Genomic DNA, 20,610 nt, shown 5'->3' on the forward strand with positions numbered 1-20,610 from the left:
TTTATTCTAACCTTTACTTTCTTAACCTTCTCACTTCATAGCTTTTGATATTTGACCGTGGCTGCGTCCTTCCCGCATCTTGTCCGAGATCTTTGTTCTTTGCTCTTTTTTCTTTTTTCATGACTCCTGGCTCTTGATTCTTGCTCCTAGGCTCCCATTTTGGTTGGATTTTTGCATCACCCCTACCATATGAAACCTCAGAATTACAGCAACCACCGGAAGTTTTATGCTCCGCATCACTTTATTTACCTGCCTCTTCTCGGAATTTTATTGATTTTGGGAATCTGGAAATCGGTCGCAGATGAACCTCATCGTTTGGTCTGGATGCTATTTTCCGCCATAATCTTTCTGCTGGTTTATCTTGCGCTGATGGTGAGACAGCATTACGCGTTGGGCAATCAGGACCGCATTATCCGCCTTGAATTCAAGCAGCGCTATTATGAACTGTTCCAGAAAAGGTCTGATGAAGTGGTAGAAAAACTCAGTTTCAGTCAGATTGCTGCGCTCCGTTTTGCGGAGGATGAAGAATTTACCCTACTTTTGGATAAAGCTTTGAATGAACATCTCCCGGGAGATGCAATCAAAAAAAGCATCACCAAGTGGAGACCCGATGATCACAGGGTCTAATAAACCTAACAAGCAACATTAACTAAAAATTATATTATGAAAAAGTTCACATTACTCAGCCTAATGACGATTGCCTTAATGACCCTTACCGGATGCGATGCCATCGGAACAATATTTAAAGCCGGAATGTGGTGGGGAATCATCCTTGTTGTCGGTGTAGTAGGCCTGATCCTTTGGTTACTTACACGCGGTAAAAAATAATCGCCTCAATGGATACGAACCTTCCCGGACTCGAGATCATTGCAAAGATCACCCCTGCCAAAATGGTGAAAATCATGAAGGATCCGGTGAAATCTGCAAAGGCCGCGAGTCTGGTTTACACCACTGATCATATGGATCAGGGCGTCGTTCGGAAGAAAACCGGCAAAAAATTCATCTATTACTCAGAAGGACAAAAAATCACTGACACACAGGAACTCGCGCGCATCAACAAGCTCGCGATCCCTCCCGCTTGGGAGAATGTCTGGATCTGCGCTCTTGAAAACGGACATCTTCAGGCAACCGGCATTGATGCCAAAAAACGCAAACAGTACCGATATCATTCTGTCTGGAATGCCCTTCGGAATCATACGAAGTTCTACCGGATGCTTCAGTTCGGCTATGCCCTGCCAAAGATCAGGCTTCAGCTCGAGAAAGATCTTGCCCTTAAAACCCTGGAAAAAAGAAAAGTTCTTGCGATAGTTGTAAGTTTGATGGAAAGGACGAATATCCGGATTGGGAACAGTGTGTATGAAAAACTCTACGGATCTTTCGGACTCACGACACTGAAAGACAAGCATGTTGACATCACCGGACAAAAAATCAATCTTTCCTTTAAAGGCAAAAAGGGGATCTACCACGACATTGACCTTAAAAATGCCAGACTCGCGAGAGCCGTGCAGAACTGCAAGGATATCCCCGGAAAAGAACTCTTCCAATTTTACGATTCCGCCGGACAACGACACGCGATTGAAAGCGGAATGGTGAATGAATACATCAAAGAAATCAGTGGGGAGGATTTTACGGCGAAGGATTTCAGAACCTGGTCCGGAACAGTGAATGCATTCATCGCCTTTAAAGAAATCGGCGAAGCCGAGAATGAAAAGGAGCACAAAACGAAAGTGAAAGAAGCTCTGGAAATGGTGGCTGCGCAGCTTGGGAATACTGCCACCGTGTGCCGAAAATACTACGTGCACCCGCTTGTCATCAGCCTTTACGAAAACGATTCAATGAAAAAATACCTCAGCGAACTCGATGTTATCGAAAAAGATGACGGCAAAAGCGGCCTTACGAAAGAGGAAAAAATTGTGATGAAGATGTTGGAAAACGAGAAGATGGCCGTGCAGTCCTGATTACATCAGTTTTTTGCCGGTCGCATATGCAAGCGCTTCAGTCATGTTCTGCGCGCCAATCTTCGCAAACAGTTTACGCCGGTGGAACTTTACAGTGTCCGGGGCCAGGCAGACCCGTGAGGCAATTTCGTTGATGCTGAGTCCACGCACACAGAGCCGGAGTATTTCAATTTCCCTCTCGGTGAGCTGCGCTTTCTGCTCGCACTTCCACGAATTTTCGCTTCGGTCGAAATGCCAGAACTCGTCAGATCCGTGTTTGAAGACACAGATATTTCCGGCGCGGTCCTTTGCTGAAAGGGAGATCAGACACATCGCTTTCCAGATTTTGCCGTCATCTGTCAGATAGATCGGGGTGAGCTGCTGGTTCACGAGAATTTCCTTTCCATTATCCACCAGATGAAAATCATAAGAAATAGAATAAAGCTTGCGTTCCTCCACCGGCAGATCATCGTAAAAACCAAAGCCTACTTCATTAATGGTCAGGAGTAAATCCAGATCCACACCCTTCACATTCCGGAAATAAAAGTTATAGCCCATTTCCCGAACCTCGTCAGGGGTATGCCCGCAAAGAAAAAGCGGGCTATCGGACACGTATTCGAAATTTTTTTTCTGATAATCAATGATGTATAGACTTTGTGAAGTCAGACGCCCAAAGGCTCGCACCGCTTCGAGATAATCGTTGGTTTGGTTCCGCTCTCCTTCCGAAAGGTGATAAACGGTATTCTTCTCCATAAAAAAACGGTCTGTTTCTTCCATATCTCGTATTGTAAGGTGATTTCTGCACAAAACTACACAAAAGTGTAGCAGCTCTTCATGAAAATGCGCATAATTTTAAGGATTCAAATAAACACTTTTAAATTTTCAGGATCATCATGGGCAAATATCAGATTACAGCCACAGCCGACAGCCAGTACCGGTGGGTGCTGAAAGCATCAAACGGGGAAATATTAATCACCAGCGAAACTTACACTGATTTTCAGATGTGCCTGAAAGGCCTGAGAAGCAGTAAGGAATCTATAGATCTGAAAAACTTTGCCAAGGAACTCTCAAGCGGGGGAACACACTACTTCAACCAGACTGCGGGCAATGGGCAGGTTTTGGGCACAAGCGAAATGTACTCTTCATCCACAGCCAGAGATGCAGGGATTGAAAGCGTTAGCAAAAAAGCACCGACTGCCGTGATCCAGGATCTGACCTAAAATATGTCACCGTTTTAATTACAGAAGCTGAGTGTTCAGTGTGATTTCCGTTTTCATGGAATTCGTGACAAGGCAAGCTGCTTTGGATTTCTCCAGCACTTTTAATGCCTTATCGCGGTCCTGCTCAAGATCTTCCAATTCTAATTCAGGCGTAATTTCGGCGTGTGTGATCTGGAATTTACCTTCCACCACCTCCAGTTTGCAGACGGTTTTACACGAAAAGCTCCGGAAAGTCAGTTTAAAATTCTCGGCAATTGCCAGAAAAGTAGCGAGATAACAGCTGCTGATGGCCGCCGTGAATAAATGTTCCGGCGACCAGATTCCCGCCACTCCGTTCGGGAATTCCGGCGGTGTTGCACATTCAATGGTGTCGATAAGGACTGGAGAGGATAAGTTTCCTTTTCGCTCCTCTTTCCAGTCTGCCCGTACTTCGTAATAATGATCCTGTGACATGATGCTTGATTTTAAGTGTTATATTTGTACATGATAAAATTCGTGATGCTTCATCATTGAAAAATAATTTCTTTGATGAGGATATAAACTCCCATCATCAGCACAAACCACCCGAAAGCGGGCTTCAGTTTTTTGCCGACAATTTTTGTTGACAGCCAGCTGCCGATGAAAACTCCTACAATGGCCAAAAGCATAATCTTGAGGATAAAGCCCCACTCAATTTCCATGTGTGTTGCCGATACTCCGAAACCGAAAAGGGAATTCAGTGCAATAATGAAAAGTGAGGTGCCAATAGCCTTTTTAATATCGAGACGCAGCAGGTTCACCAGTGCGGGAATAATGAGAAATCCTCCACCCGCCCCGATTAGGCCTGTAACAAAACCCACAACGGTTCCCTGAATGATTACCGCAGTATTGTTGACTTTCTTGTTTTCGGAAGGTACACAGTCTTCTCCTCTACATTTCCTGATCATGCTGTATGAAGCAAGAATCATGAGTGCGGCGAAGACAAGCATGATCAGGATGTTTTTGGTCAGGGTAAAACTTCCGAGGGTAAAAATCTCTTCCGGAATAGCGGTAACGATATAAGCTCGGGTAAGAAATACAGAGACAATAGAAGGAATTCCGAAAATAAGCGCTGTTTTAAGATGAACAAGCCCTTTTTTAAAATAGGAAACCGAACCCACTGCACTCGTCATTCCGACAATAAAAAGAGAATAGGCCGTAGCCAGCGTGGCATCGATTCCGAAAAGGTACACGAGAACCGGCACAGTAAGAATACTGCCCCCACCCCCAATGAGACCCAAGGAAATTCCGATAAAAACTGAAGCGATATACCCCAATGTATCCATGCCGATGTGATTATACTGCAAAATTGCAACAATTCAGAATCCTGTACAGTGATATGGGTTACATAAAGATGATTGTTTAACAGCAGTTGACGCGATATCCGGGATATTACGAAAGCAGGGAACCACAAGGTTTCTGGATGTATTGAAAACAAAAAAGAAGCACATCCACCGGATGCACTTCTAAATCTTTATAAAATAATGCTTTTAAAGTCTGGTTGCTGTATCGTCGTTGTACCAACGGTCATATGTAGCACGTGCGTCTTCTTCATTTCTTGGTTTGTAACCCATATAAATACCGCCGTCTTTGATATCGGATTCATAACGTTTGGCTTCGTCTTCTGGAACTCCTGCTCCTGTTAAAGCGCCTACAAGTCCGCCTGCTGCGGCTCCTGCTCCTGCTCCAGCAAGTCCTGCTGCCAATGGTCCTGCAATAATAAGTCCAAGTCCCGGTAGCAATACATTGCTTCCGATAGCGGCAATCGCTCCTACTACTGCGCCAATTCCGCCGCCGATCATGGATCCTGTTCCTGCATTTTCTGCCACTTTATCTCCAAGATCGGAGTCATTGTCGCTGTTGGTGAAGTACCTGTCTCTAGTGCTGTCGGACATCATCACGTTTACGTCATCTTTTGAATAACCTCTTCCGTGAAGATCTGCGTAAGCGTTGTCGGCTTCTTCTCTTGTTCTGAAGACTCTTGATACGTAATCATTTCTGAATTCCGGTCTGTACTGTTGATTTTCCATAAATAAAATATTTTAGTTGTTAATGTGTGAATTATAAATACATAAGTTCAATTAAAATGCCACAATTAGTTCTTTAACATTATTTAACAGCATTTTTTTTATTGTACGGAACGGAATAATTTAAAAAAATGCGATTCTGCCTTTACTCTGCCATCGGAAATCCCATAATCACCACTCGGATCTGATCCGGTGCACCGCTTGCAGTGGTAATGGTTACGGTATTTTTGTCGACGACCGTAATGCCGCTGTTCAGCTCATTGCCGGTGGCAACGTTGTAGAGTGCTACAATAATATCGGTAGTCCCAAGCTGATGATTGATGGTTGTGGTTTTGCCGGGAATCGTAACGGCCATTCCGCGCGGCGTTTTAAAGTCTGTATTTTCCATAATTGTTGGTTTTAAATTTTTTTAAGCCCTTCCATTGCCGGACTGGTGAGAAGATTTCCGTCGGTATCAAAGCGGGAACCGTGACACGGGCAGTCCCATGTTTTTTCAGAGGTGTTGAAAGCCACTGTGCACCCCATATGCGGACAGTCGGCCCTCAGCAGTTTCAGATTGCCGGTTTCATCCCGGTACGCTGCGACATTCTTTCCGTCGTGAACGATGATTTTTCCGTCGCCGGTTTTTAAATCATCAAGCTCCGGTTTTTTCTCTGCGGTAAACCGGTCTTTGATGAAATGATAGGCTACGTCAATGTTTTCTTTCACAAACTCCTTAGCGCTCTCCAACAGTTCCACCCTCGACGGCGAAACGATATCCGCGAGTTCATTATCTTTTTTTCGGATTAAATCAGGGATAATCTGTGCCGCTAGGGTAGCCCACGTCATGCCGTTTCCATTGTAACCCGTGGTGATAAATACATTTTCCTCTCCAGGCATCGCTCCGATATAAGGCAGACCGTCGGACGGAACATAATACTGCGCCGACCATTTTTCGGCGATTTCTATGAAACCGAAGTTTTCTTCAGCATACCGGACAAGCTCTTCAAAAGGTTTTTCAGTATCTTTTTCATGGCCGGTTTTATGATCGAACCCCCCAATTATCAGATAAAAAACATCACCAATCTGGTGATAGCGGAAATAATGGTAAGGATCATATAAATCTGCCGCCTGACCCAATTTTTCCGGTGCTTTCTCCAGTTTTGCGGCAAGTGCATAACTTCGGTACGGCGCATTCAGCATACTGAAACGAGTGATTCCGGGCGGAATATGCGTCGCCCAGATAAGATTTTGCGCAGTATATTCAGTTCCGTTTTCGGTTTGCACAGCTACTTTGCCGTTTTCATTTTCATGTTTGGTGATCCGCGTCTGAGTCAGCACAGTACCGCCCAGTTTTTTGAAAGCTTTCAAAAGTCCGTTAATATATTTAAGCGGATGAAACTGCGCCTGCCCGTCGATTTCAATGGCAGACCTGAAAGTAATCTCAAATGGAATTTCTGTTACACTTCGGCTCGGAATATCAAGCTTCTGGTGGGCATCGAGGATTTTCTGGAGTTCTTTGTCCTGTTTTTTTTCGGCACTGAAAAGATAAAAACTGCATTCGTCAAAATCACATGAGATATTGTTCTCTTCTGCATTTTTGCGGATGATCGCCGGAACGCTTTTCGCATGATCTGCAATGGTTTGGGCTTTGTCCTCTCCGAATTTTGAAATAAGGCGGTCATAGGATTCATCAAAGAAATTATTGATATGGGCGGTAGTTCCACCCGTTGTTCCGAACCCGATGTTCTCCTGCTCCAAAATAAGGCATTGATGAGCTTGCTTCTGAAGTTCGTACGCAACGCTGATTCCCGTTATTCCTCCTCCAACAATAATGGTCTGGAAGTTTTTTTGCTGGGTGTGGATGTTTTGATGGGGGAACATTTCGTTCTCCCAGATGCTTTTGTTAGTGCCGTCCCTTTTCATTTGGAATTATTTTTGTTAAGTGGTTTTGTAAAATGAGGTCATTTTTGTTATGGCTAAATAAATGCTGAATCCCTGTAAATAAACCATTATTATCAAAGTATGCTCAACAAAAACCTTGCCCAACTGTCCAAAATGCTCACTACGAAAAACCTCACTTTAGCAGTGGCGGAAAGCTGTACCTCGGGGCTTATTCAGAATAATTTTTCACAAACCAAAGAGGCTATGGCATTTTTCCAGGGCGGTATGACGGTGTATAATGCGGGACAGAAAACCAAGCATTTGGGCATCAATCCTATCGCTGCTGAAAACTGTAATTCAGTGTCGAAGGAAATCTGTGAAAAAATGGCAGTTGAAGTCGCGGCGAAATTCAATGCAGAAATCGGGATTTCCATCACGGGTTATGCACAGCCGTTTCCTGAAAAAAAGGTGGATGACTGTTTTGCTTTTATTGCCGTGTCTAAAAATTCAGAAATCATTCTTTCCAAAAGAATTAAAGGCGCAAAAGACAAAGACATCGGCGAAAATCAACAGATTTATGCCGAAAAAGTAGTGAAAGAACTGCTGATTTTTCTGAAAAAGGATGGTGATTGAATGGCAACAGAGTGAAAATTGAGAAACTTCTGACTGCTTGAACTAACGTAAAGCTTTTGCGGTCAATATTTAATGTATTGAAAATCCTTTTCAGCCCGTTAGATAATTCGATCACAAATTTTTCATTATACACATTCCTCCACTTAAGTGAAATTCTATGTACTTTCAATCAGGTAAACAATCAGAAACGCGCTGATAAAAAGGATGAAGATCGTGAGCAGCGTGATGAGCATGGATGAATATTTATAGGTATTCTCGTTCAGCATTTTTTCCGTTTTTTTATACCGTATAAATGCAAGAATGGCGGTTACAGCACCGATGCCCACCAAAAATATTCCGACATCTCCGGAATAGCCGGTAGACTGGATAAGATGCTCTTTACCAAGCATCATTGAAATCTGTTTTACAAACAATGCAAATTTCACCACTACGAAACCAAATGCCATGATGGCAATACTTGTCCGAACCCAGGCCAGGAAGGTTCTTTCATTGGCCAGATGTTCGGTAATATTGGATTTTTTTTCAGGATCACTCATCAGTTTCTTGTTTAATGGATCAACTTGTGTAAATATACGCATTGCGCGAATAAATCAAGTATGGAACAACATGCTGATGCTTATTCACAACAAAGATTGATGACACATTCCCAATATTTAAATAAATTTGCAAAAAAGAATCCTTGAAAGATCTCCTGCTCATCATTCCCCCATTTACCCAGCTCAACACGCCTTATCCGGCTACGGCTTATCTGAAAGGTTTTCTGAATACCAAAAATATTTCAGCCTACCAGATGGATCTGGGGATTGAAGTCATTCTTGCGCTTTTTTCAAAGGAAGGGATTCGCAAAGTATTTGCCGAAACCGCTGATCTGCAGCATTCTTCTGAAAACTCCCGTCGGATTTTCGCTTTACGCGATGAGTATTTAAAGACCATTGATCAGGTCATCCTATTCCTCCAGAATAAAAACCCGACGCTTGCCCGACAGATCTGCAGCATGAATTTCCTGCCCGAAGCCTCGCGTTTCAACCAGCTCGACGATCTGGAGTTTGCTTTCGGAAACATGGGCCTGCAGGACAAAGCTAAGCATCTCGCAACATTATATCTCGAAGACCTCTCCGATTTTATCGTGGAAAACATCGATGCTGATTTCGGTTTCAGCAGGTATGCCGAACGCATCGGACAAAGCGCGAATTCTTTTGACGAACTGTATTCGAAGCTGAATAATCAGCCAACGTTTATTGATCAGCTGACTTTAAAAATCCTTGAGGAAAAAATCGAAGCGGCACAGCCTAAACTGATCTGTTTTTCGGTGCCGTTTCCTGGAAATTTATATTCCGCTTTCCGGTGCGCGCAGTTTCTAAAGCTGCATTATCCGCATATTAAAACAGCGATGGGCGGCGGTTTCCCAAATACGGAATTAAGGGAAGTGAAAGACAAAAGGGTTTTTGAGTTTTTTGATTTTATTACACTCGATGACGGTGAATTGCCCATTGAACTGATCCACACGAATACCTGTCTTGCAGAACTAAGCGAAGACCCTCAGTTCAAAAGAACATTTCTGCTCGAAAACGGAGCAATCATCTATAAAAACAATTCTCCGCGGTATGACTACAAACAGGCTTTTGTCGGAACCCCCGATTACAGTGACCTGTTGCTGGATGAATATATTTCCGTGATTGAAATTGCCAATCCGATGCACAGTTTGTGGAGCGACGGCCGCTGGAACAAACTCACGATGGCGCACGGCTGCTACTGGGGGAAATGCACTTTCTGCGATATTTCCCTGGATTATATCAAAACCTACGAACCGGTTTCCGCAAAAATTCTGGTGGACCGTATGGAAACACTTATTGCCCAAACCGGGGAATCCGGTTTTCATTTTGTGGATGAAGCCGCACCTCCTGCGTTGATGCGGGAAGTGGCGCTCGAAATACTGCGCAGAAATCTGGTCGTGACGTGGTGGACGAATATCCGTTTTGAAAAAAGTTTCAGCCGCGATCTGTGTTTTTTACTGAAAATTTCCGGCTGTATTGCCGTCTCGGGCGGACTTGAAGTAGCGAGTGACCGATTACTCCAACTCATCGACAAAGGGGTTTCGGTGGAACAGGTCGCCCAAGTGACGAGAAATTTTACGGAAGCCGGCATTATGGTGCATTCCTATCTGATGTACGGATTTCCGACCCAAACCGTTCAGGAAACGGTAGATTCTCTGGAAATGGTCCGCCAGCTTTTTGAGATGGGAATTGTGCAGAGCGGTTTCTGGCACCAGTTTGCGATGACGGCCCATTCACCTGTCGGAAGGAATCCTGAAGAATTCGGAGTTGTACCCCTGAAAAAGGAAATTTTATTTGCCCATAACGATATCGATTTCACTGATACAACCGGAATTGACCACAGCATGTTCAGTTTCGGCCTTAAAAAATCCCTGCTCAATTATATGCACGGGATCAATTTCGATATTCCGCTCAAAGACTGGTTCGATTTTAAAATCCCGGACACAACGGTCCATCCTGATTATATTCACGACTGTCTTCTGGAAGAGGAAACGTTTATTTTCAAAGGAAATTCAAAGCTCATTTTTCCAGATAAAAATGTGCAGGCCGAACATTACATCAAATCAAAAAAAGGAAATTCCTATGCCTTTACGGAGCTCACCTTCCATCTTAAAACCAATATTGTAAAGATTGAACTGGAAAAAGAAAAAGCGGAATGGCTGATGAAAACTATATCCGAAAACTCCACTGAAAACCCAAAAAAAATCACGCTTCAGGAACTTAAAAACCGTTTCGAAGCCGTTTTTGAGGATTTTGAACTCTTCTGGTTTTCGAAACCGATTCAGAAACTGAAAGAAAACGGCGTCATTCTGAGCCTGTAAGTCAGCATTACTGAACACCCCCCATTTAATGGAACATGAAAGCTGTTTCAATTTCAAATAAAAACCTTTACCATAGAATCCGCTGAAGGAGCAGTAATTACTTAGCGTTGTGCAACGTAAGTATTTAATAGATCTACGCCAGGAAAAACAGAGGATATAACTAAAGAAGTTATTATTAATAGAGATAATCAAAAACGTTAGTATGCTAAATAATAATTTAAGTTGCCTATTTCTTGTTTTTTTCCTAATAATATATTTATTGTTAACGGCATTAATTTCTTTTCTAATTTTTCGCAAAAACGGAGCTTGGTATAAACACCTTGTAGTAATGCCGTTTTTATTCATTTTTTTGGGATTATTGTCAGTTTCAATTATTGATTATATTGAAAGTTCAGGAAGGGAATTTTCATCTTTTCCCTGTAATTGCAACAACAATAATTATTCTTTGGGTGTGATTATTGCAATATTTTCATACAAATTTCTTCATTATTTTTGGATACCTGTAATTTTTGGAATTATAGTATGGTTAAGAATATATATGAAATCGGATAACAGATAAAAAAATCCCACTGATTCGTGGAATATTTGTTTTATAGTGTAGCATTTTTACACCAAAAAATCTTATAATTTTATTTGTAAACATTTTCTCAAATTTATCTTTGGGAAAACCAACGGCGGAGTCTCAGCGGCTCCATTTGAGTAAAACCTTACTGTTCAATATATTGTTTGATCCTATTTACAGTATATAAAATTATTTTTTATACGCATGTATTCCCTTTTATCGTCTGATCTAACAAAAAAATCAGCTTAAAAGCGGGATTTTAATATTCTGTTACTGTTATTTTACTGCCATCACAGCTTCTTCAGACTGCATCCCAGCTATCGCGCGATTTCATCACGTGGCCTCATACCCTTCGCGTAGTTTACCATTGCTGAGCAAAGCGCCTTTGCGCCCGGATAAAGCTAAATAGGCAAGCCTTGTGCCTTTGCATTAACTATTTTTTCATAAAAAGTGTTTTATAAATTTCAAGCATCACAAGAGGCAGCAGACCCAGGACCACTATTATCATCCAGCCTTTCAAATCGGGAAGCTGAAGTCTGAAGGCTTCGCGCATCACCGGGATCAGCAATACCATCAACTGCAGGGCAAAACCCAGAATAATAGCGCCTGTTAAATATCGGTTGCTGAAAACGGCGGTTTTGTAGAGCGGTTTTCGGAAGCTGCGCAATCCCAGCGAAAACCAAAGCTGCGCGGCGATCAGAACCATAAAAGCCAAAGTTCGCGCATTGCCAAGAACCTCCTCGGGAACGTTAGTGCCGAAAGGCGACCATCCGAACTCATAATGGCCGTACCAGAATGCAAAAGTGGTAATAAAGCCGATGAAAAGTCCGCCGCTTACCGTCATTAATCCTGCGCCGCGCGAAAAAAAACTTTCCTGCAGCGACCGCGGCGCCTCTTTCATGACCTCCTTATCCCCTTTATCCATACCCAAAGCAATGGCGGGAAGCGAATCGGTGATCAGGTTAATCCACAACAACTGCGTAGCAATCAACGGCGATGACCATCCCATGAGGAGTGCGGGAACCATGGCCAGCACTTCGCCCAAATTGCAGGTGAGGAGAAAGATGACGGATTTTTTAATATTGCCGTATATATTCCTCCCCTCTTCAATCGCTTTTACAATGGTCGAAAAATCATCATCAGTTAAAATCATATCTGCAGCACCTTTAGCGACATCGGTTCCGGTGATTCCCATCGCAACCCCAATGTCTGCTGCAGTCAGGGAAGGCGCGTCGTTCACGCCGTCACCGGTCATGGAAACCACATTTCCTTTGGCTTTCAGGGTCCGCACGATTTTTACTTTATGTTGGGGAGAAACCCTGGCAAAAACGTTGATATAATTGACTTTCTCGAGGAATTCTTCCTCTGTTAACGCATCTATTTCACTGCCGGTAAGCACTTCGGAGAAATCCTGCGCAATATCCAGGTCCCGCGCTATGGAGAAAGCGGTGTTTTTGTGATCGCCGGTGATCATCACCGTTCTGATTCCGGCTTCTTTTGCCTGCTGAATGGAAGGTTTCACTTCGGCTCTGGCCGGATCGCTCATTCCTACCATTCCAACGAGAATCAGATCGGTTTCCAAATTTTCAGGTGATGAGTCAGTGGTAACGGGCTTATAAGCGAGTGCCAAAGTTCTTAAGGAATGATCCGACATTTCTTTTGCAGCTGCGCTAAATTTCTTTTTTTCTTCGTCGGTCAGCGGCAGGATTTCACCATCTATTAAAAATTTTGTTGAAATTTCAAACAGACTGGCCAATGCACCCTTTGCAAAAACAAAATGCTGTTGATTTTCATCTGCCACGAGCACCGACATTCTTTTACGGTCGGAATCGAAAGCTTTTTCACTGATCCTTTTGTAGCTGCTGGCGATTTCGGTACGGTTCAGACCAATCTCATCAGCGAGCATCAAGAGGGCCACTTCAGTTGGATCACCGGTCTGTTCCCCATTTTCGAGGGTGGCATCTGAGCAGAGAATCATTCCGGTTGTCAGAAATCTCACAGCTTCTGCAAATTCCTGCTTTTCATCCTCCAGATCTGTAAAACACGCGGAAGCAAAAACCTGCGTAACGGTCATTTTATTTTGTGTTAAAGTCCCCGTTTTATCGGAACAGATCACATTCACGGAACCCAGGGTTTCCACTGCCGGAAGTCTCCGGATAATGGCGTTTTTTTTCGACATCGCAGTAACTCCAACCGACAGCACCACGGCAACGATGGCTGCCAAACCTTCCGGAATCGAGGCGACCGCCAAAGAAACGGCAGTCAGGAACATTTCCGCAGGATCCCGTCCCTGAAAATAAGAAATCACAAAAATAAAGATACAGATTCCGGCAGCTGATTTTCCGAGCAATTTTCCGAGTTCATTCAGGCGAAGTTCCATAGGGGTTTTTCTTCCTTTTCCGGGCTCGATGAGGTGGGCAATATGTCCGAGCTCGGTCTGCATTCCGATTGCTGTCACAACCCCGGCTCCGCGTCCGAAAGTCACCAATGACGACATAAAAGCCATATTCGTGCGGTCACCGATGGGGGTTTTAGGGTCAGTAAAAACAGTATGTGCTTCTTTTGTTTCCGGAACGGATTCTCCGGTAAGCGCTGATTCATCAATCTGCAGATTGGCAGTTTCGGTTAAACGGAGATCTGCCGGAATGATCCTTCCGGCTTCCAGAAAAACGAGATCACCGGGCACCAAATCCGCTGAATCCACTTCGCGGGTAAAACCGTCTCTTTTGACCAACGCTTTGGGAGATGAGATTTTCATGAGCGCCTCAATCGCATTGCCCGCTTTTATTTCCTGAAACACGCCAATTACTGCGTTGAGGATAATTACCACCACAATGATGGCAGCATCAATATATTCCCCCATCAGAAAAGTGATGAACACCGCAGCGAAAAGCACATAAATGAGCCAGTCGTTCAGCTGTGCTGCAAAAACCTGAAGCACGGTTCTCTTCTTTTTGGCGAGTAACTCATTGGACCCGTACTGTTTTGTTCTCTTTTCGGCCTCGGCTGAGGAAAGGCCAGTATCAGCATTTACCTTCATCTCCTGTAAAACATCCGGCACGGGTTTGGAAAACCACATCTCTTGTATATTTCTATAAATTTAAGAAAAAATGTTAGCATATTGGCCCGAATAAACCTGCGCCGATTTCAACCTCAGCGAAACTTTCTGAAATTTAGTACCGCAACTCTATTCTGAACTTACCGTTTTACAAACAGGCTGAGCCTCTGTAAACAATTACTGTTCAGACGATTATTAAATGCTATTTGCTGCATATAAATATTTTTTTTATATCTTTATTGAACTTAAAAATCAAATTATGAAAAGAAAATTATTATTTGCCAAACAAAACGAGACAGGTAATGGTGGATTTAACAGCGAGAAGAGAAGCAGAATGTTGGTTTTACTGCTGAGTTATTTCTTCATGGCTTTCAGCACCATCACCCTGAATGCACAAACCTCACAAACGGTTCCGAATATTACTGCAAGTTCAGGTTTTACAGGTGTTTATGCAAGTTCTGCAAGAACGTATCAGCTGATCATTGATGACTCCCAACTGACCGCGCTGAACGGAAAATACATTACTTCTATCGCATTCAGACTTCCCAGCAATGCTACCGAGGCATGGCCCGCTACCCCTGCTACCTTCTCCAATTATCAAATATTCCTCAGTAACGGGGTGGAACCTGCCAACAGACAGCTGGATTTTGCCGCAAATGTAGTGGGACCACAAACGCAAGTCAGAACGGGAAGTTTAGTGGTTCCCGCAGGTGCACTTACTTCTGGTGCGGATCCCAATGCATTCAGCCATCTCTTGACATTTAATACCCCTTATTTATATACCGGTACCAACCTGATTGTAGAAATACGCCATACTGGAAACGATGTAGGTTCCCGTTCCACCAATTCCAGCGGAACAAGTTCTGCGGGTTAAGGCTCTCTCTACACCGCATGCTGGCAGGGCACCGGGGGTGTTGTTCAGGGAAATTTTACTTTTATACAGCTCAATGCAGTTAATTCCTTGGAAGTGAAATCAGTAGAAATAGACGGCGGATTTTCGGTCTATCCAAATCCGGTAAAAGAACTGCTTTATGTAAAAGCTTCCGGCGATATCTCAGAGTTTCATATTTACAATTTTGTGGGTCAGAAAATTCATTCTGAAAAAAATACATCAAAAACACCGCAGCTCAACGTCGCCCACTTACCATCCGGAAATTATATGCTTCAGCTGATCTATAAAAACGGAAATTCAAGTTCCGTAAGATTTATCAAGGAATAAAAATGAACCATGATTCCGTTATATTGCTGTGAATAAAGGATAGCGTGTACTGAACTTTCCAGATTTTTCCGGATAAACAGCATTCGCTTTATTTATCTGATCATAAAAAAATCCCGCTTAAGAGCGGGATTTTCCAAATTAATGTTGTCTTTTATTTTACTGCCTTGGCAACTTCTTCAGACTGCACCAGGTGGTGTTCCAGCGTTGGGACTGTTTTTCCGGCAAACAATTTTAATCCGTCTTCGGCACCATCCGCGGCTTCTTTTTTAAATGCGGCAATATCTTCTTTGTGATCTTTTACCATCAGGCTGCTATAAGCCCGGTCGAAGTCGACTCCCTTTTTCGTCATCAGATCATCATATTTTTTCTGTTTTTCAGCATCCAGCTTTGTAGGCAGCGGATAACCGATTGCAGATGCCCAGTTTTTGAGTTCGTCATTGGCTTTTCCGTGATCCTGCACCATCATGTTACCCAGTTCCTTTACCCTGGAATTTGAAGCGTTGGTCGCAGCGAGTTCACCCATCATTACTTCCATCATTCCACCTCTTGCGGCATCATCAGCAAATTTTTTGTCCTGATCATTGAGCGAACTCAATTTTCCGGCATCGACAGAATCTTTTACCATTGTGGTTGAATCGTTCGCCGCCACCATAGCAGTACTGTCGGTACTATGATCCACCACTGTCGTTTCATTTTTTTTGCAGGCGGCCAGTGTAGCCAAACACAGAAGTGTTACAATTGATTTTTTCATATTAGCTATTTTTATAAGGTTATGTGTAATATGCTGTTATTCAATACAAAACACAATACAATTATTTTGCCAAAAATTTTTTTTTGAATAACAAAACTGATCGTTGAAACAATATAAAACGACCTTAAGTTTAGCCGTCTCCAAAAAAAAAACATTTCTGTTGAAGCTGTCAGGATGATATGAAAGAAGAGCATTCTAAATAAATTATATGGCCATCAGATTATTTATTATATTTAAAAAATCTAAAATCAAATTAAACGGGTTGAAATTATGTCATTAACATTTTTATTATTGGTCTGTATCGGAGTTCTGGTCATCATTGGAGCCATCACAAAGAAACTTAATATTTTAACGTATTCGGAACCGGACAAAAACGGGACTCAGAGACCGGACGGAGTGAAATGGAAACCAGTTACCTTCATTCTTCTGGCGTGTCTTGCCGCCCTTTTCCAGCCCATGAATTACGAAGTCATCAGCGTGGGTCACAAAGGGCTCCTGATTAACCTTCTGGGAGACAAACGGGGCGCATCCAATACAGAAGAGGTTTCCGGAGTGGTGTTCTACAATAAGTACACTCAGGAAATACAGGAAATTCCGCTGGATCAGCGGCATATTGAATATCCTGAATCCATCATCGTTGCCAAAGGCGGCTTTCCCTGCCCGATCAAACCGTCGTTCAACTATTCGGTGAAGGAATCCACTGCATCCGATATGTTTACGAACCTCCGCTCGACATACAAAAAAGGAGGCCTCGAAGCCATTCAGGAAGGCTGGCTGAACAATGCCATCATTGGTGCGATCAATGATGTTGCGAACCGGCATTCTATCGATTACCTTTTTAACAACCGGGAAACCTATGAAGCTGAAATCCTGTCGGAAGTGAATAAAAGGATCGGTAAATGGTTCCTTGTATCACAACTGAAGACCAATATTCAGCCGCCAAAAGCCATTCGCCAGTCTATTGAGGATAAAGCGACCGCGGATGCGGATGCAATAAAAGCCGAAGCTCAGGCGCGTGTGGCACAGGCGGATGCACAGCGAAAAATACAGCTTGCAAAAGGAGATTCGGCCTCGGTAGTGATCAGGGCGCAGGCGGAAGCCAAAGCGATAAGCCTGAAGCAGCAAGCCATCACCCAGACTTACGTAGAATACCAGCGGGTTCTGAAATGGGACGGCGTGATGCCGACAACGGTATTGGGAAGCGGCTCTAATACGCTGCTGAATGTTAAATAGAGGTTGGCAAGATCATATCTATCCGCCAACTTCTTCGATAGCAAATTTTAATAACAAAAGCAGGTTTTAAAACCTGCTTTGTTTTTCATTTGTGTTAAGTAATTAAGGATTCGTCGAGAAAATCGATCCGCTTGCAATCATGGCTCTTCTGTTCATTTTCAGGATGTCCCTTACCCACTCCGCAAAATCCTCCGGCTGCAGCACTTTATCCGGATTACCGTCGGTAAGGCCGCCCTGAATGGACATGTCGCTGGCAATGGTACTCGGCGTGAGCGTAATCACGCGGATATTCTGCTTTCTCCACTCCGCCATCATCGACTGCGACAGAGAAACTACAGCGGCTTTTGAGGCGGCATAGGCCGACATATTCGGGCCGCCTTTCAGGCCGGCAGTCGACGCGACATTTACGATATCGCCTTCTCCTTTTTCTTTCAGATAGGGGTAAACGTCTTTCGCAGCATAATACACCCCGAAAAGATTCGTCCGGATTACCTGTTCCCAGGTTTCCGATGGCATTTCTTCGATGCTCCCGAAGTCCCCGATTCCGGCATTGTTGATCAGGATATCCACCCCGCCCAGCTCTTTTGCCAGCGCATCAATCCCTGTCTTTACAGCCGATTCATCGTCGATACTGAATGCAACAAAGGCAGCCCGAACGCCGAGCGTTTGAATTTCTTCGGCAGTTTTTATCAGATGTTCCTCATTTCTTCCGGTAATACCGATATTCACCCCTTCAGCGGCCAGCGCCACAGCGACCGCTTTACCCAGGCCTCTTCCGCCACCGGTGATGATGGCATTTTTTCCTTTTAAATTCATAAATATTCTATTTAAACACAAATTTACGGAATCCCATTTTTCCTGAAGCAAAGTGCAGTCATTTTTTAGCAGCTGAACGCTTTTTTAAAGTGTCATCCGGTTTCCTGCATTTATTTGCAATTTTTTTTAAGTCTGCATTAGGAAGTTACCGCCGAATAATGTTATTTTTGCACCTCAATCCGATGCCCGGATGGTGAAATTGGTAGACACGCTCGTTTCAGGTGCGGGTGCCCACAAGCTTGCAGGTTCGAGTCCTGTTCCGGGCACAGAAAAACACACTTTTCGAAGTGTGTTTTTTTTATTTTCGCAACGGTTGTAACATTTTGGAGTTTGTGGCGTTATTCATCATGACCGCAGCGTCGGCGCTGTTGCTGTATCTGCAGTTTGCAGGTAAATAAAGATGGGTGTAGCGACTTTTTTAATGAAAATAATTATATTTACACAGTCCACGACAGGGCCACGAAAACCGAAAAAATTACCTATGAAATTAAAAACCTTTATTATTGGATTACTTGTTTTATCATTAACAGGCTGTGTAAAAGTGTGGGATAGGCTGGATGAACTCAAGCCTCTTGAGGCTTACGCTGTTGAAAATCTGAACATTCAGGATAAAAATGCCATGGATGCCCAAATCACGCTTATTGACGGCAGAACTGTGGATACAAAAATAGTGGGCCAGAAAAATATATTCTACGGAATTCTGACGGAAACATCCATAACACAGCACATCCCAATATACAACAATACAGGCAAAAAAGAATACATTTATTATCCACTGGTGAAAGAAATGAGGATAAAAGACTACAAGGGTGATACAAGAATCTTTGTAAACAGAGGTCCGAAATCGGTCTCTTTACAGGAGCTTTTTTACGACGGAAAAATTAAATGGTTTCGGGAATACTATAAAAATAGTTACGACGGAAGTGTGCAGACAACGGACCATTTCGTGAACGGTAGCCAAGAAATAAATATCGGACTTTTAAACAGTACGAAAAACAAACTTAAAGAATTAACAGCCTCAAAACCTGAACTGGCGCAAATGATCGACAGTCTTTCGAGATTTGATAGGGAGACCGTTACCGCAGTTTTAAAGGAATATGAAAAATAAACAACGCTTTCAAATTAAATAATACAGAAAGCTTCCGTTATTGGAAGCTTTCTGTATTTGTATCATGTTAAAGAATGCCGGTTTTCTGCATACAGGCTTTCATCTTTTCATAGGTTCTTTCAATATCGTGATCGAGTCCTATGGAAAAACGGATGAGTCCTGGCGACAGCCCCATTTCTTTCTGTTCCGCTTCGGGGATCTCAGATGATGTAGACGTTCCGGAGGCAGAGAACAAGGTTTTGTAAAATCCTAAACTTACCGCCAGATATCCCAGGTTTTCATGCTGCATCATCTCCATAAGCTCATTTGCTTTTTCCACAGTTTTTACATCGAGTGCAATAAGACCGCCGTAGCCGTATTCCCCCTGCATCATGTTAGTGAAAAGCGCATGCTGCGGATGGTTTTTAAGTCCGGGATATTTCACTTTGAGGCCGTCTTTTTCCCAGTGTTCGGCAAGATAAAGGGCGTTCTCACTGTGTTTTTTCATTCTCAGATGAAGCGTTCTGAGGTTTTTGAGGATACTCGCCGCACGCAGGCTGTCCATCGTAGGCCCAAGCAGCATGCACGCACCGCTGTTTACATCTTTAAGTCCGTTGATCAGGTCCGTGGTTCCGCAGATCACGCCGCCAATGGCATCGCTGCTGCCGTTGATGAATTTCGTCAGACTGTGGATCGTTACATCGGCTCCTAGAAGTTTCGGTGAAATGGAGAGCGGAGAGAAGGTATTGTCGACCACGAGCTGTAAATTATGTTTTTTGGCAATTTTCGAAAGTGCTGCAAGATCGGCGATCTCAAGCAGCGGGTTGCTCACCGTTTCACAGTACAGGACTTTCGTATGCTCAGTGATGGCATTTTCCACTTTTTCCAGGTCTGTAATGTCCACAAATGAAGTCTCAATCTTAAATCCAGGCAGAAAATTCTTCATAAAGGCGTAGGTTCCGCCGTAAATCGTTCTGCTGGAAACAATATGGTCGCCCGATTTGCAGAGCTGCAGAAGTACAGAAGTAATGGCGCCCATTCCGGAAGACGTTACGTTAGCATTTTCCGTGCCTTCCATTTTTGCCAATGCTTCCGAAAGATAGAGATTGCTGGGAGAAGAATGTCTGGAGTACAGGTAGCACCCTTCCGTATTGCCTTCGAAAGTATCACCCATCGTTTTTGCCGACAGAAAAGTGTAAGTAGAACTGTCTGAAATTGAAGGATTTACTCCGCCGAATTCTCCGAAATACTGAAGGTCCTGAATGTTGTTTGCTGCATCAAATTTTTCCATGATAAGTATTTTTATATTCC

21 protein-coding genes and 1 tRNA gene are annotated in these 20,610 nt (G+C 43.4%); 11 read left to right on the plus strand and 11 right to left on the minus strand.

The features are described from left to right. The first annotated feature begins 189 nt into the window (after positions 1–189). From FUA25_RS11545 to FUA25_RS11555, 3 genes are read left to right on the plus strand one after another with little or no spacing between them, the layout of a single operon-like run. Entirely contained in the window at positions 190–627 is a 438-nt protein-coding gene (locus FUA25_RS11545; protein ID WP_147757078.1) for a DUF6526 family protein, read from the plus strand. Positions 628–663: 36 nt separating this feature from the next. Beyond that, positions 664–828: a phosphatidate cytidylyltransferase gene (locus FUA25_RS11550; RefSeq protein ID WP_147757079.1), complete on the plus strand. Its 165-nt coding sequence runs from the start codon at positions 664–666 to the stop codon at positions 826–828. Positions 829–836: 8 nt separating this feature from the next. After that, the gene (locus FUA25_RS11555) at positions 837–1,958 is read left to right on the plus strand and encodes a DNA topoisomerase IB (protein ID WP_147757080.1); all 1,122 of its coding nucleotides are present in this window, start codon (positions 837–839) and stop codon (positions 1,956–1,958) included. Here the strand turns inward: FUA25_RS11555 and FUA25_RS11560 are convergent, their stop codons facing one another. Then, positions 1,959–2,714 carry a helix-turn-helix transcriptional regulator gene (locus FUA25_RS11560; RefSeq protein WP_147757081.1) on the minus strand — a complete coding sequence of 252 codons (756 nt, stop codon included), beginning with the start codon at positions 2,712–2,714 and terminating at the stop codon, positions 1,959–1,961. 116 nt (positions 2,715–2,830) lie between these two features. Here FUA25_RS11560 and FUA25_RS11565 point away from each other — a divergent pair, with 116 nt between their 5' ends. Then, positions 2,831–3,157: a YegP family protein gene (locus tag FUA25_RS11565; RefSeq protein WP_147757082.1), complete on the plus strand. Its 327-nt coding sequence runs from the start codon at positions 2,831–2,833 to the stop codon at positions 3,155–3,157. Positions 3,158–3,175: 18 nt separating this feature from the next. On the opposite strand, the gene FUA25_RS11570 is transcribed toward FUA25_RS11565, so the two are convergent. From FUA25_RS11570 to FUA25_RS11590, 5 genes are all read right to left on the minus strand, one after another. Further along, on the minus strand, positions 3,176–3,610 hold the full coding sequence (locus tag FUA25_RS11570; RefSeq protein WP_147757083.1) for an OsmC family protein: 435 nt from the start codon (positions 3,608–3,610) through the stop codon (positions 3,176–3,178). 53 nt (positions 3,611–3,663) lie between these two features. Beyond that, positions 3,664–4,461: a sulfite exporter TauE/SafE family protein gene (locus FUA25_RS11575; RefSeq protein WP_147757084.1), complete on the minus strand. Its 798-nt coding sequence runs from the start codon at positions 4,459–4,461 to the stop codon at positions 3,664–3,666. 204 nt (positions 4,462–4,665) lie between these two features. Further along, positions 4,666–5,205, minus strand: coding sequence for a hypothetical protein (locus FUA25_RS11580; protein WP_147757085.1), 540 nt, complete (start codon positions 5,203–5,205; stop codon positions 4,666–4,668). Positions 5,206–5,347: 142 nt separating this feature from the next. After that, a complete protein-coding gene (locus tag FUA25_RS11585; RefSeq protein ID WP_147757086.1) occupies positions 5,348–5,590 on the minus strand; it encodes a hypothetical protein in 243 nt (80 codons plus the stop codon). Between the two features lie 11 nt (positions 5,591–5,601). Then, positions 5,602–7,107, minus strand: a complete 1,506-nt coding sequence (locus FUA25_RS11590) for an FAD-dependent oxidoreductase (protein ID WP_147757087.1) — start codon at positions 7,105–7,107, stop codon at positions 5,602–5,604. 99 nt (positions 7,108–7,206) lie between these two features. Between FUA25_RS11590 and FUA25_RS11595 the strand changes: the two genes are divergently transcribed. Then, complete coding sequence (locus FUA25_RS11595; RefSeq protein WP_147757088.1) at positions 7,207–7,698, plus strand: CinA family protein; 492 nt, start codon at positions 7,207–7,209, stop codon at positions 7,696–7,698. Between the two features lie 155 nt (positions 7,699–7,853). On the opposite strand, the gene FUA25_RS11600 is transcribed toward FUA25_RS11595, so the two are convergent. After that, positions 7,854–8,234, minus strand: a complete 381-nt coding sequence (locus FUA25_RS11600) for a YidH family protein (protein ID WP_147757089.1) — start codon at positions 8,232–8,234, stop codon at positions 7,854–7,856. Positions 8,235–8,377: 143 nt separating this feature from the next. On the opposite strand from FUA25_RS11600, the gene FUA25_RS11605 reads away from it, so the two are divergent. Next, entirely contained in the window at positions 8,378–10,573 is a 2,196-nt protein-coding gene (locus FUA25_RS11605) for a B12-binding domain-containing radical SAM protein (protein WP_147757090.1), read from the plus strand. Between the two features lie 995 nt (positions 10,574–11,568). Here the strand turns inward: FUA25_RS11605 and FUA25_RS11610 are convergent. Further along, complete coding sequence (locus FUA25_RS11610; protein WP_147757091.1) at positions 11,569–14,214, minus strand: cation-translocating P-type ATPase; 2,646 nt, start codon at positions 14,212–14,214, stop codon at positions 11,569–11,571. A gap of 238 nt (positions 14,215–14,452) precedes the next feature. Between FUA25_RS11610 and FUA25_RS11615 the strand changes: the two genes are divergently transcribed. Both FUA25_RS11615 and FUA25_RS11620 read left to right on the plus strand, forming a co-directional pair. Then, complete coding sequence (locus FUA25_RS11615) at positions 14,453–15,067, plus strand: hypothetical protein (protein ID WP_147757092.1); 615 nt, start codon at positions 14,453–14,455, stop codon at positions 15,065–15,067. Between the two features lie 93 nt (positions 15,068–15,160). Next, complete coding sequence (locus FUA25_RS11620; protein ID WP_185146703.1) at positions 15,161–15,412, plus strand: T9SS type A sorting domain-containing protein; 252 nt, start codon at positions 15,161–15,163, stop codon at positions 15,410–15,412. 151 nt (positions 15,413–15,563) lie between these two features. Here FUA25_RS11620 and FUA25_RS11625 read toward each other — a convergent pair whose 3' ends face one another. After that, positions 15,564–16,163 (minus strand): DUF4142 domain-containing protein, encoded by a 600-nt coding sequence (locus tag FUA25_RS11625; protein WP_147757094.1) that lies wholly within the window; start codon positions 16,161–16,163, stop codon positions 15,564–15,566. 270 nt (positions 16,164–16,433) lie between these two features. Here FUA25_RS11625 and FUA25_RS11630 point away from each other — a divergent pair, with 270 nt between their 5' ends. Beyond that, entirely contained in the window at positions 16,434–17,396 is a 963-nt protein-coding gene (locus FUA25_RS11630) for an SPFH domain-containing protein (RefSeq protein ID WP_147757095.1), read from the plus strand. A gap of 102 nt (positions 17,397–17,498) precedes the next feature. Here FUA25_RS11630 and FUA25_RS11635 read toward each other — a convergent pair whose 3' ends face one another. After that, positions 17,499–18,212, minus strand: a complete 714-nt coding sequence (locus FUA25_RS11635; protein ID WP_147757096.1) for a 3-ketoacyl-ACP reductase — start codon at positions 18,210–18,212, stop codon at positions 17,499–17,501. A gap of 184 nt (positions 18,213–18,396) precedes the next feature. On the opposite strand from FUA25_RS11635, the gene FUA25_RS11640 reads away from it, so the two are divergent. Both FUA25_RS11640 and FUA25_RS11645 read left to right on the plus strand, forming a co-directional pair. Then, positions 18,397–18,478, plus strand: a tRNA-Leu gene (locus tag FUA25_RS11640). Between the two features lie 215 nt (positions 18,479–18,693). Beyond that, complete coding sequence (locus FUA25_RS11645) at positions 18,694–19,320, plus strand: hypothetical protein (protein ID WP_147757097.1); 627 nt, start codon at positions 18,694–18,696, stop codon at positions 19,318–19,320. Between the two features lie 67 nt (positions 19,321–19,387). On the opposite strand, the gene FUA25_RS11650 is transcribed toward FUA25_RS11645, so the two are convergent. Beyond that, on the minus strand, positions 19,388–20,590 hold the full coding sequence (locus FUA25_RS11650) for an aminotransferase class I/II-fold pyridoxal phosphate-dependent enzyme (protein ID WP_147757098.1): 1,203 nt from the start codon (positions 20,588–20,590) through the stop codon (positions 19,388–19,390). Between the last annotated feature and the right edge of the window lie 20 nt (positions 20,591–20,610).

This window comes from Chryseobacterium sp. (assembly GCF_008014695.1).
Lineage (GTDB): Bacteria > Bacteroidota > Bacteroidia > Flavobacteriales > Weeksellaceae > Kaistella.

Coding starts and splice junctions, on each gene's coding strand:
- FUA25_RS11635 (WP_147757096.1), bottom strand. CDS start 18,212: ATGAATTTAAAAGGAAAAAATGCCATCATCACCGGTGGCGGAAGAGGC.
- FUA25_RS11560 (WP_147757081.1), bottom strand. CDS start 2,714: ATGGAAGAAACAGACCGTTTTTTTATGGAGAAGAATACCGTTTATCAC.
- FUA25_RS11645 (WP_147757097.1), top strand. CDS start 18,694: ATGAAATTAAAAACCTTTATTATTGGATTACTTGTTTTATCATTAACA.
- FUA25_RS11590 (WP_147757087.1), bottom strand. CDS start 7,107: ATGAAAAGGGACGGCACTAACAAAAGCATCTGGGAGAACGAAATGTTC.
- FUA25_RS11600 (WP_147757089.1), bottom strand. CDS start 8,234: ATGAGTGATCCTGAAAAAAAATCCAATATTACCGAACATCTGGCCAAT.
- FUA25_RS11575 (WP_147757084.1), bottom strand. CDS start 4,461: ATGGATACATTGGGGTATATCGCTTCAGTTTTTATCGGAATTTCCTTG.
- FUA25_RS11580 (WP_147757085.1), bottom strand. CDS start 5,205: ATGGAAAATCAACAGTACAGACCGGAATTCAGAAATGATTACGTATCA.
- FUA25_RS11570 (WP_147757083.1), bottom strand. CDS start 3,610: ATGTCACAGGATCATTATTACGAAGTACGGGCAGACTGGAAAGAGGAG.
- FUA25_RS11615 (WP_147757092.1), top strand. CDS start 14,453: ATGAAAAGAAAATTATTATTTGCCAAACAAAACGAGACAGGTAATGGT.
- FUA25_RS11595 (WP_147757088.1), top strand. CDS start 7,207: ATGCTCAACAAAAACCTTGCCCAACTGTCCAAAATGCTCACTACGAAA.
- FUA25_RS11650 (WP_147757098.1), bottom strand. CDS start 20,590: ATGGAAAAATTTGATGCAGCAAACAACATTCAGGACCTTCAGTATTTC.
- FUA25_RS11555 (WP_147757080.1), top strand. CDS start 837: ATGGATACGAACCTTCCCGGACTCGAGATCATTGCAAAGATCACCCCT.
- FUA25_RS11565 (WP_147757082.1), top strand. CDS start 2,831: ATGGGCAAATATCAGATTACAGCCACAGCCGACAGCCAGTACCGGTGG.
- FUA25_RS11585 (WP_147757086.1), bottom strand. CDS start 5,590: ATGGAAAATACAGACTTTAAAACGCCGCGCGGAATGGCCGTTACGATT.
- FUA25_RS11610 (WP_147757091.1), bottom strand. CDS start 14,214: ATGTGGTTTTCCAAACCCGTGCCGGATGTTTTACAGGAGATGAAGGTA.
- FUA25_RS11625 (WP_147757094.1), bottom strand. CDS start 16,163: ATGAAAAAATCAATTGTAACACTTCTGTGTTTGGCTACACTGGCCGCC.
- FUA25_RS11550 (WP_147757079.1), top strand. CDS start 664: ATGAAAAAGTTCACATTACTCAGCCTAATGACGATTGCCTTAATGACC.
- FUA25_RS11630 (WP_147757095.1), top strand. CDS start 16,434: ATGTCATTAACATTTTTATTATTGGTCTGTATCGGAGTTCTGGTCATC.
- FUA25_RS11545 (WP_147757078.1), top strand. CDS start 190: ATGAAACCTCAGAATTACAGCAACCACCGGAAGTTTTATGCTCCGCAT.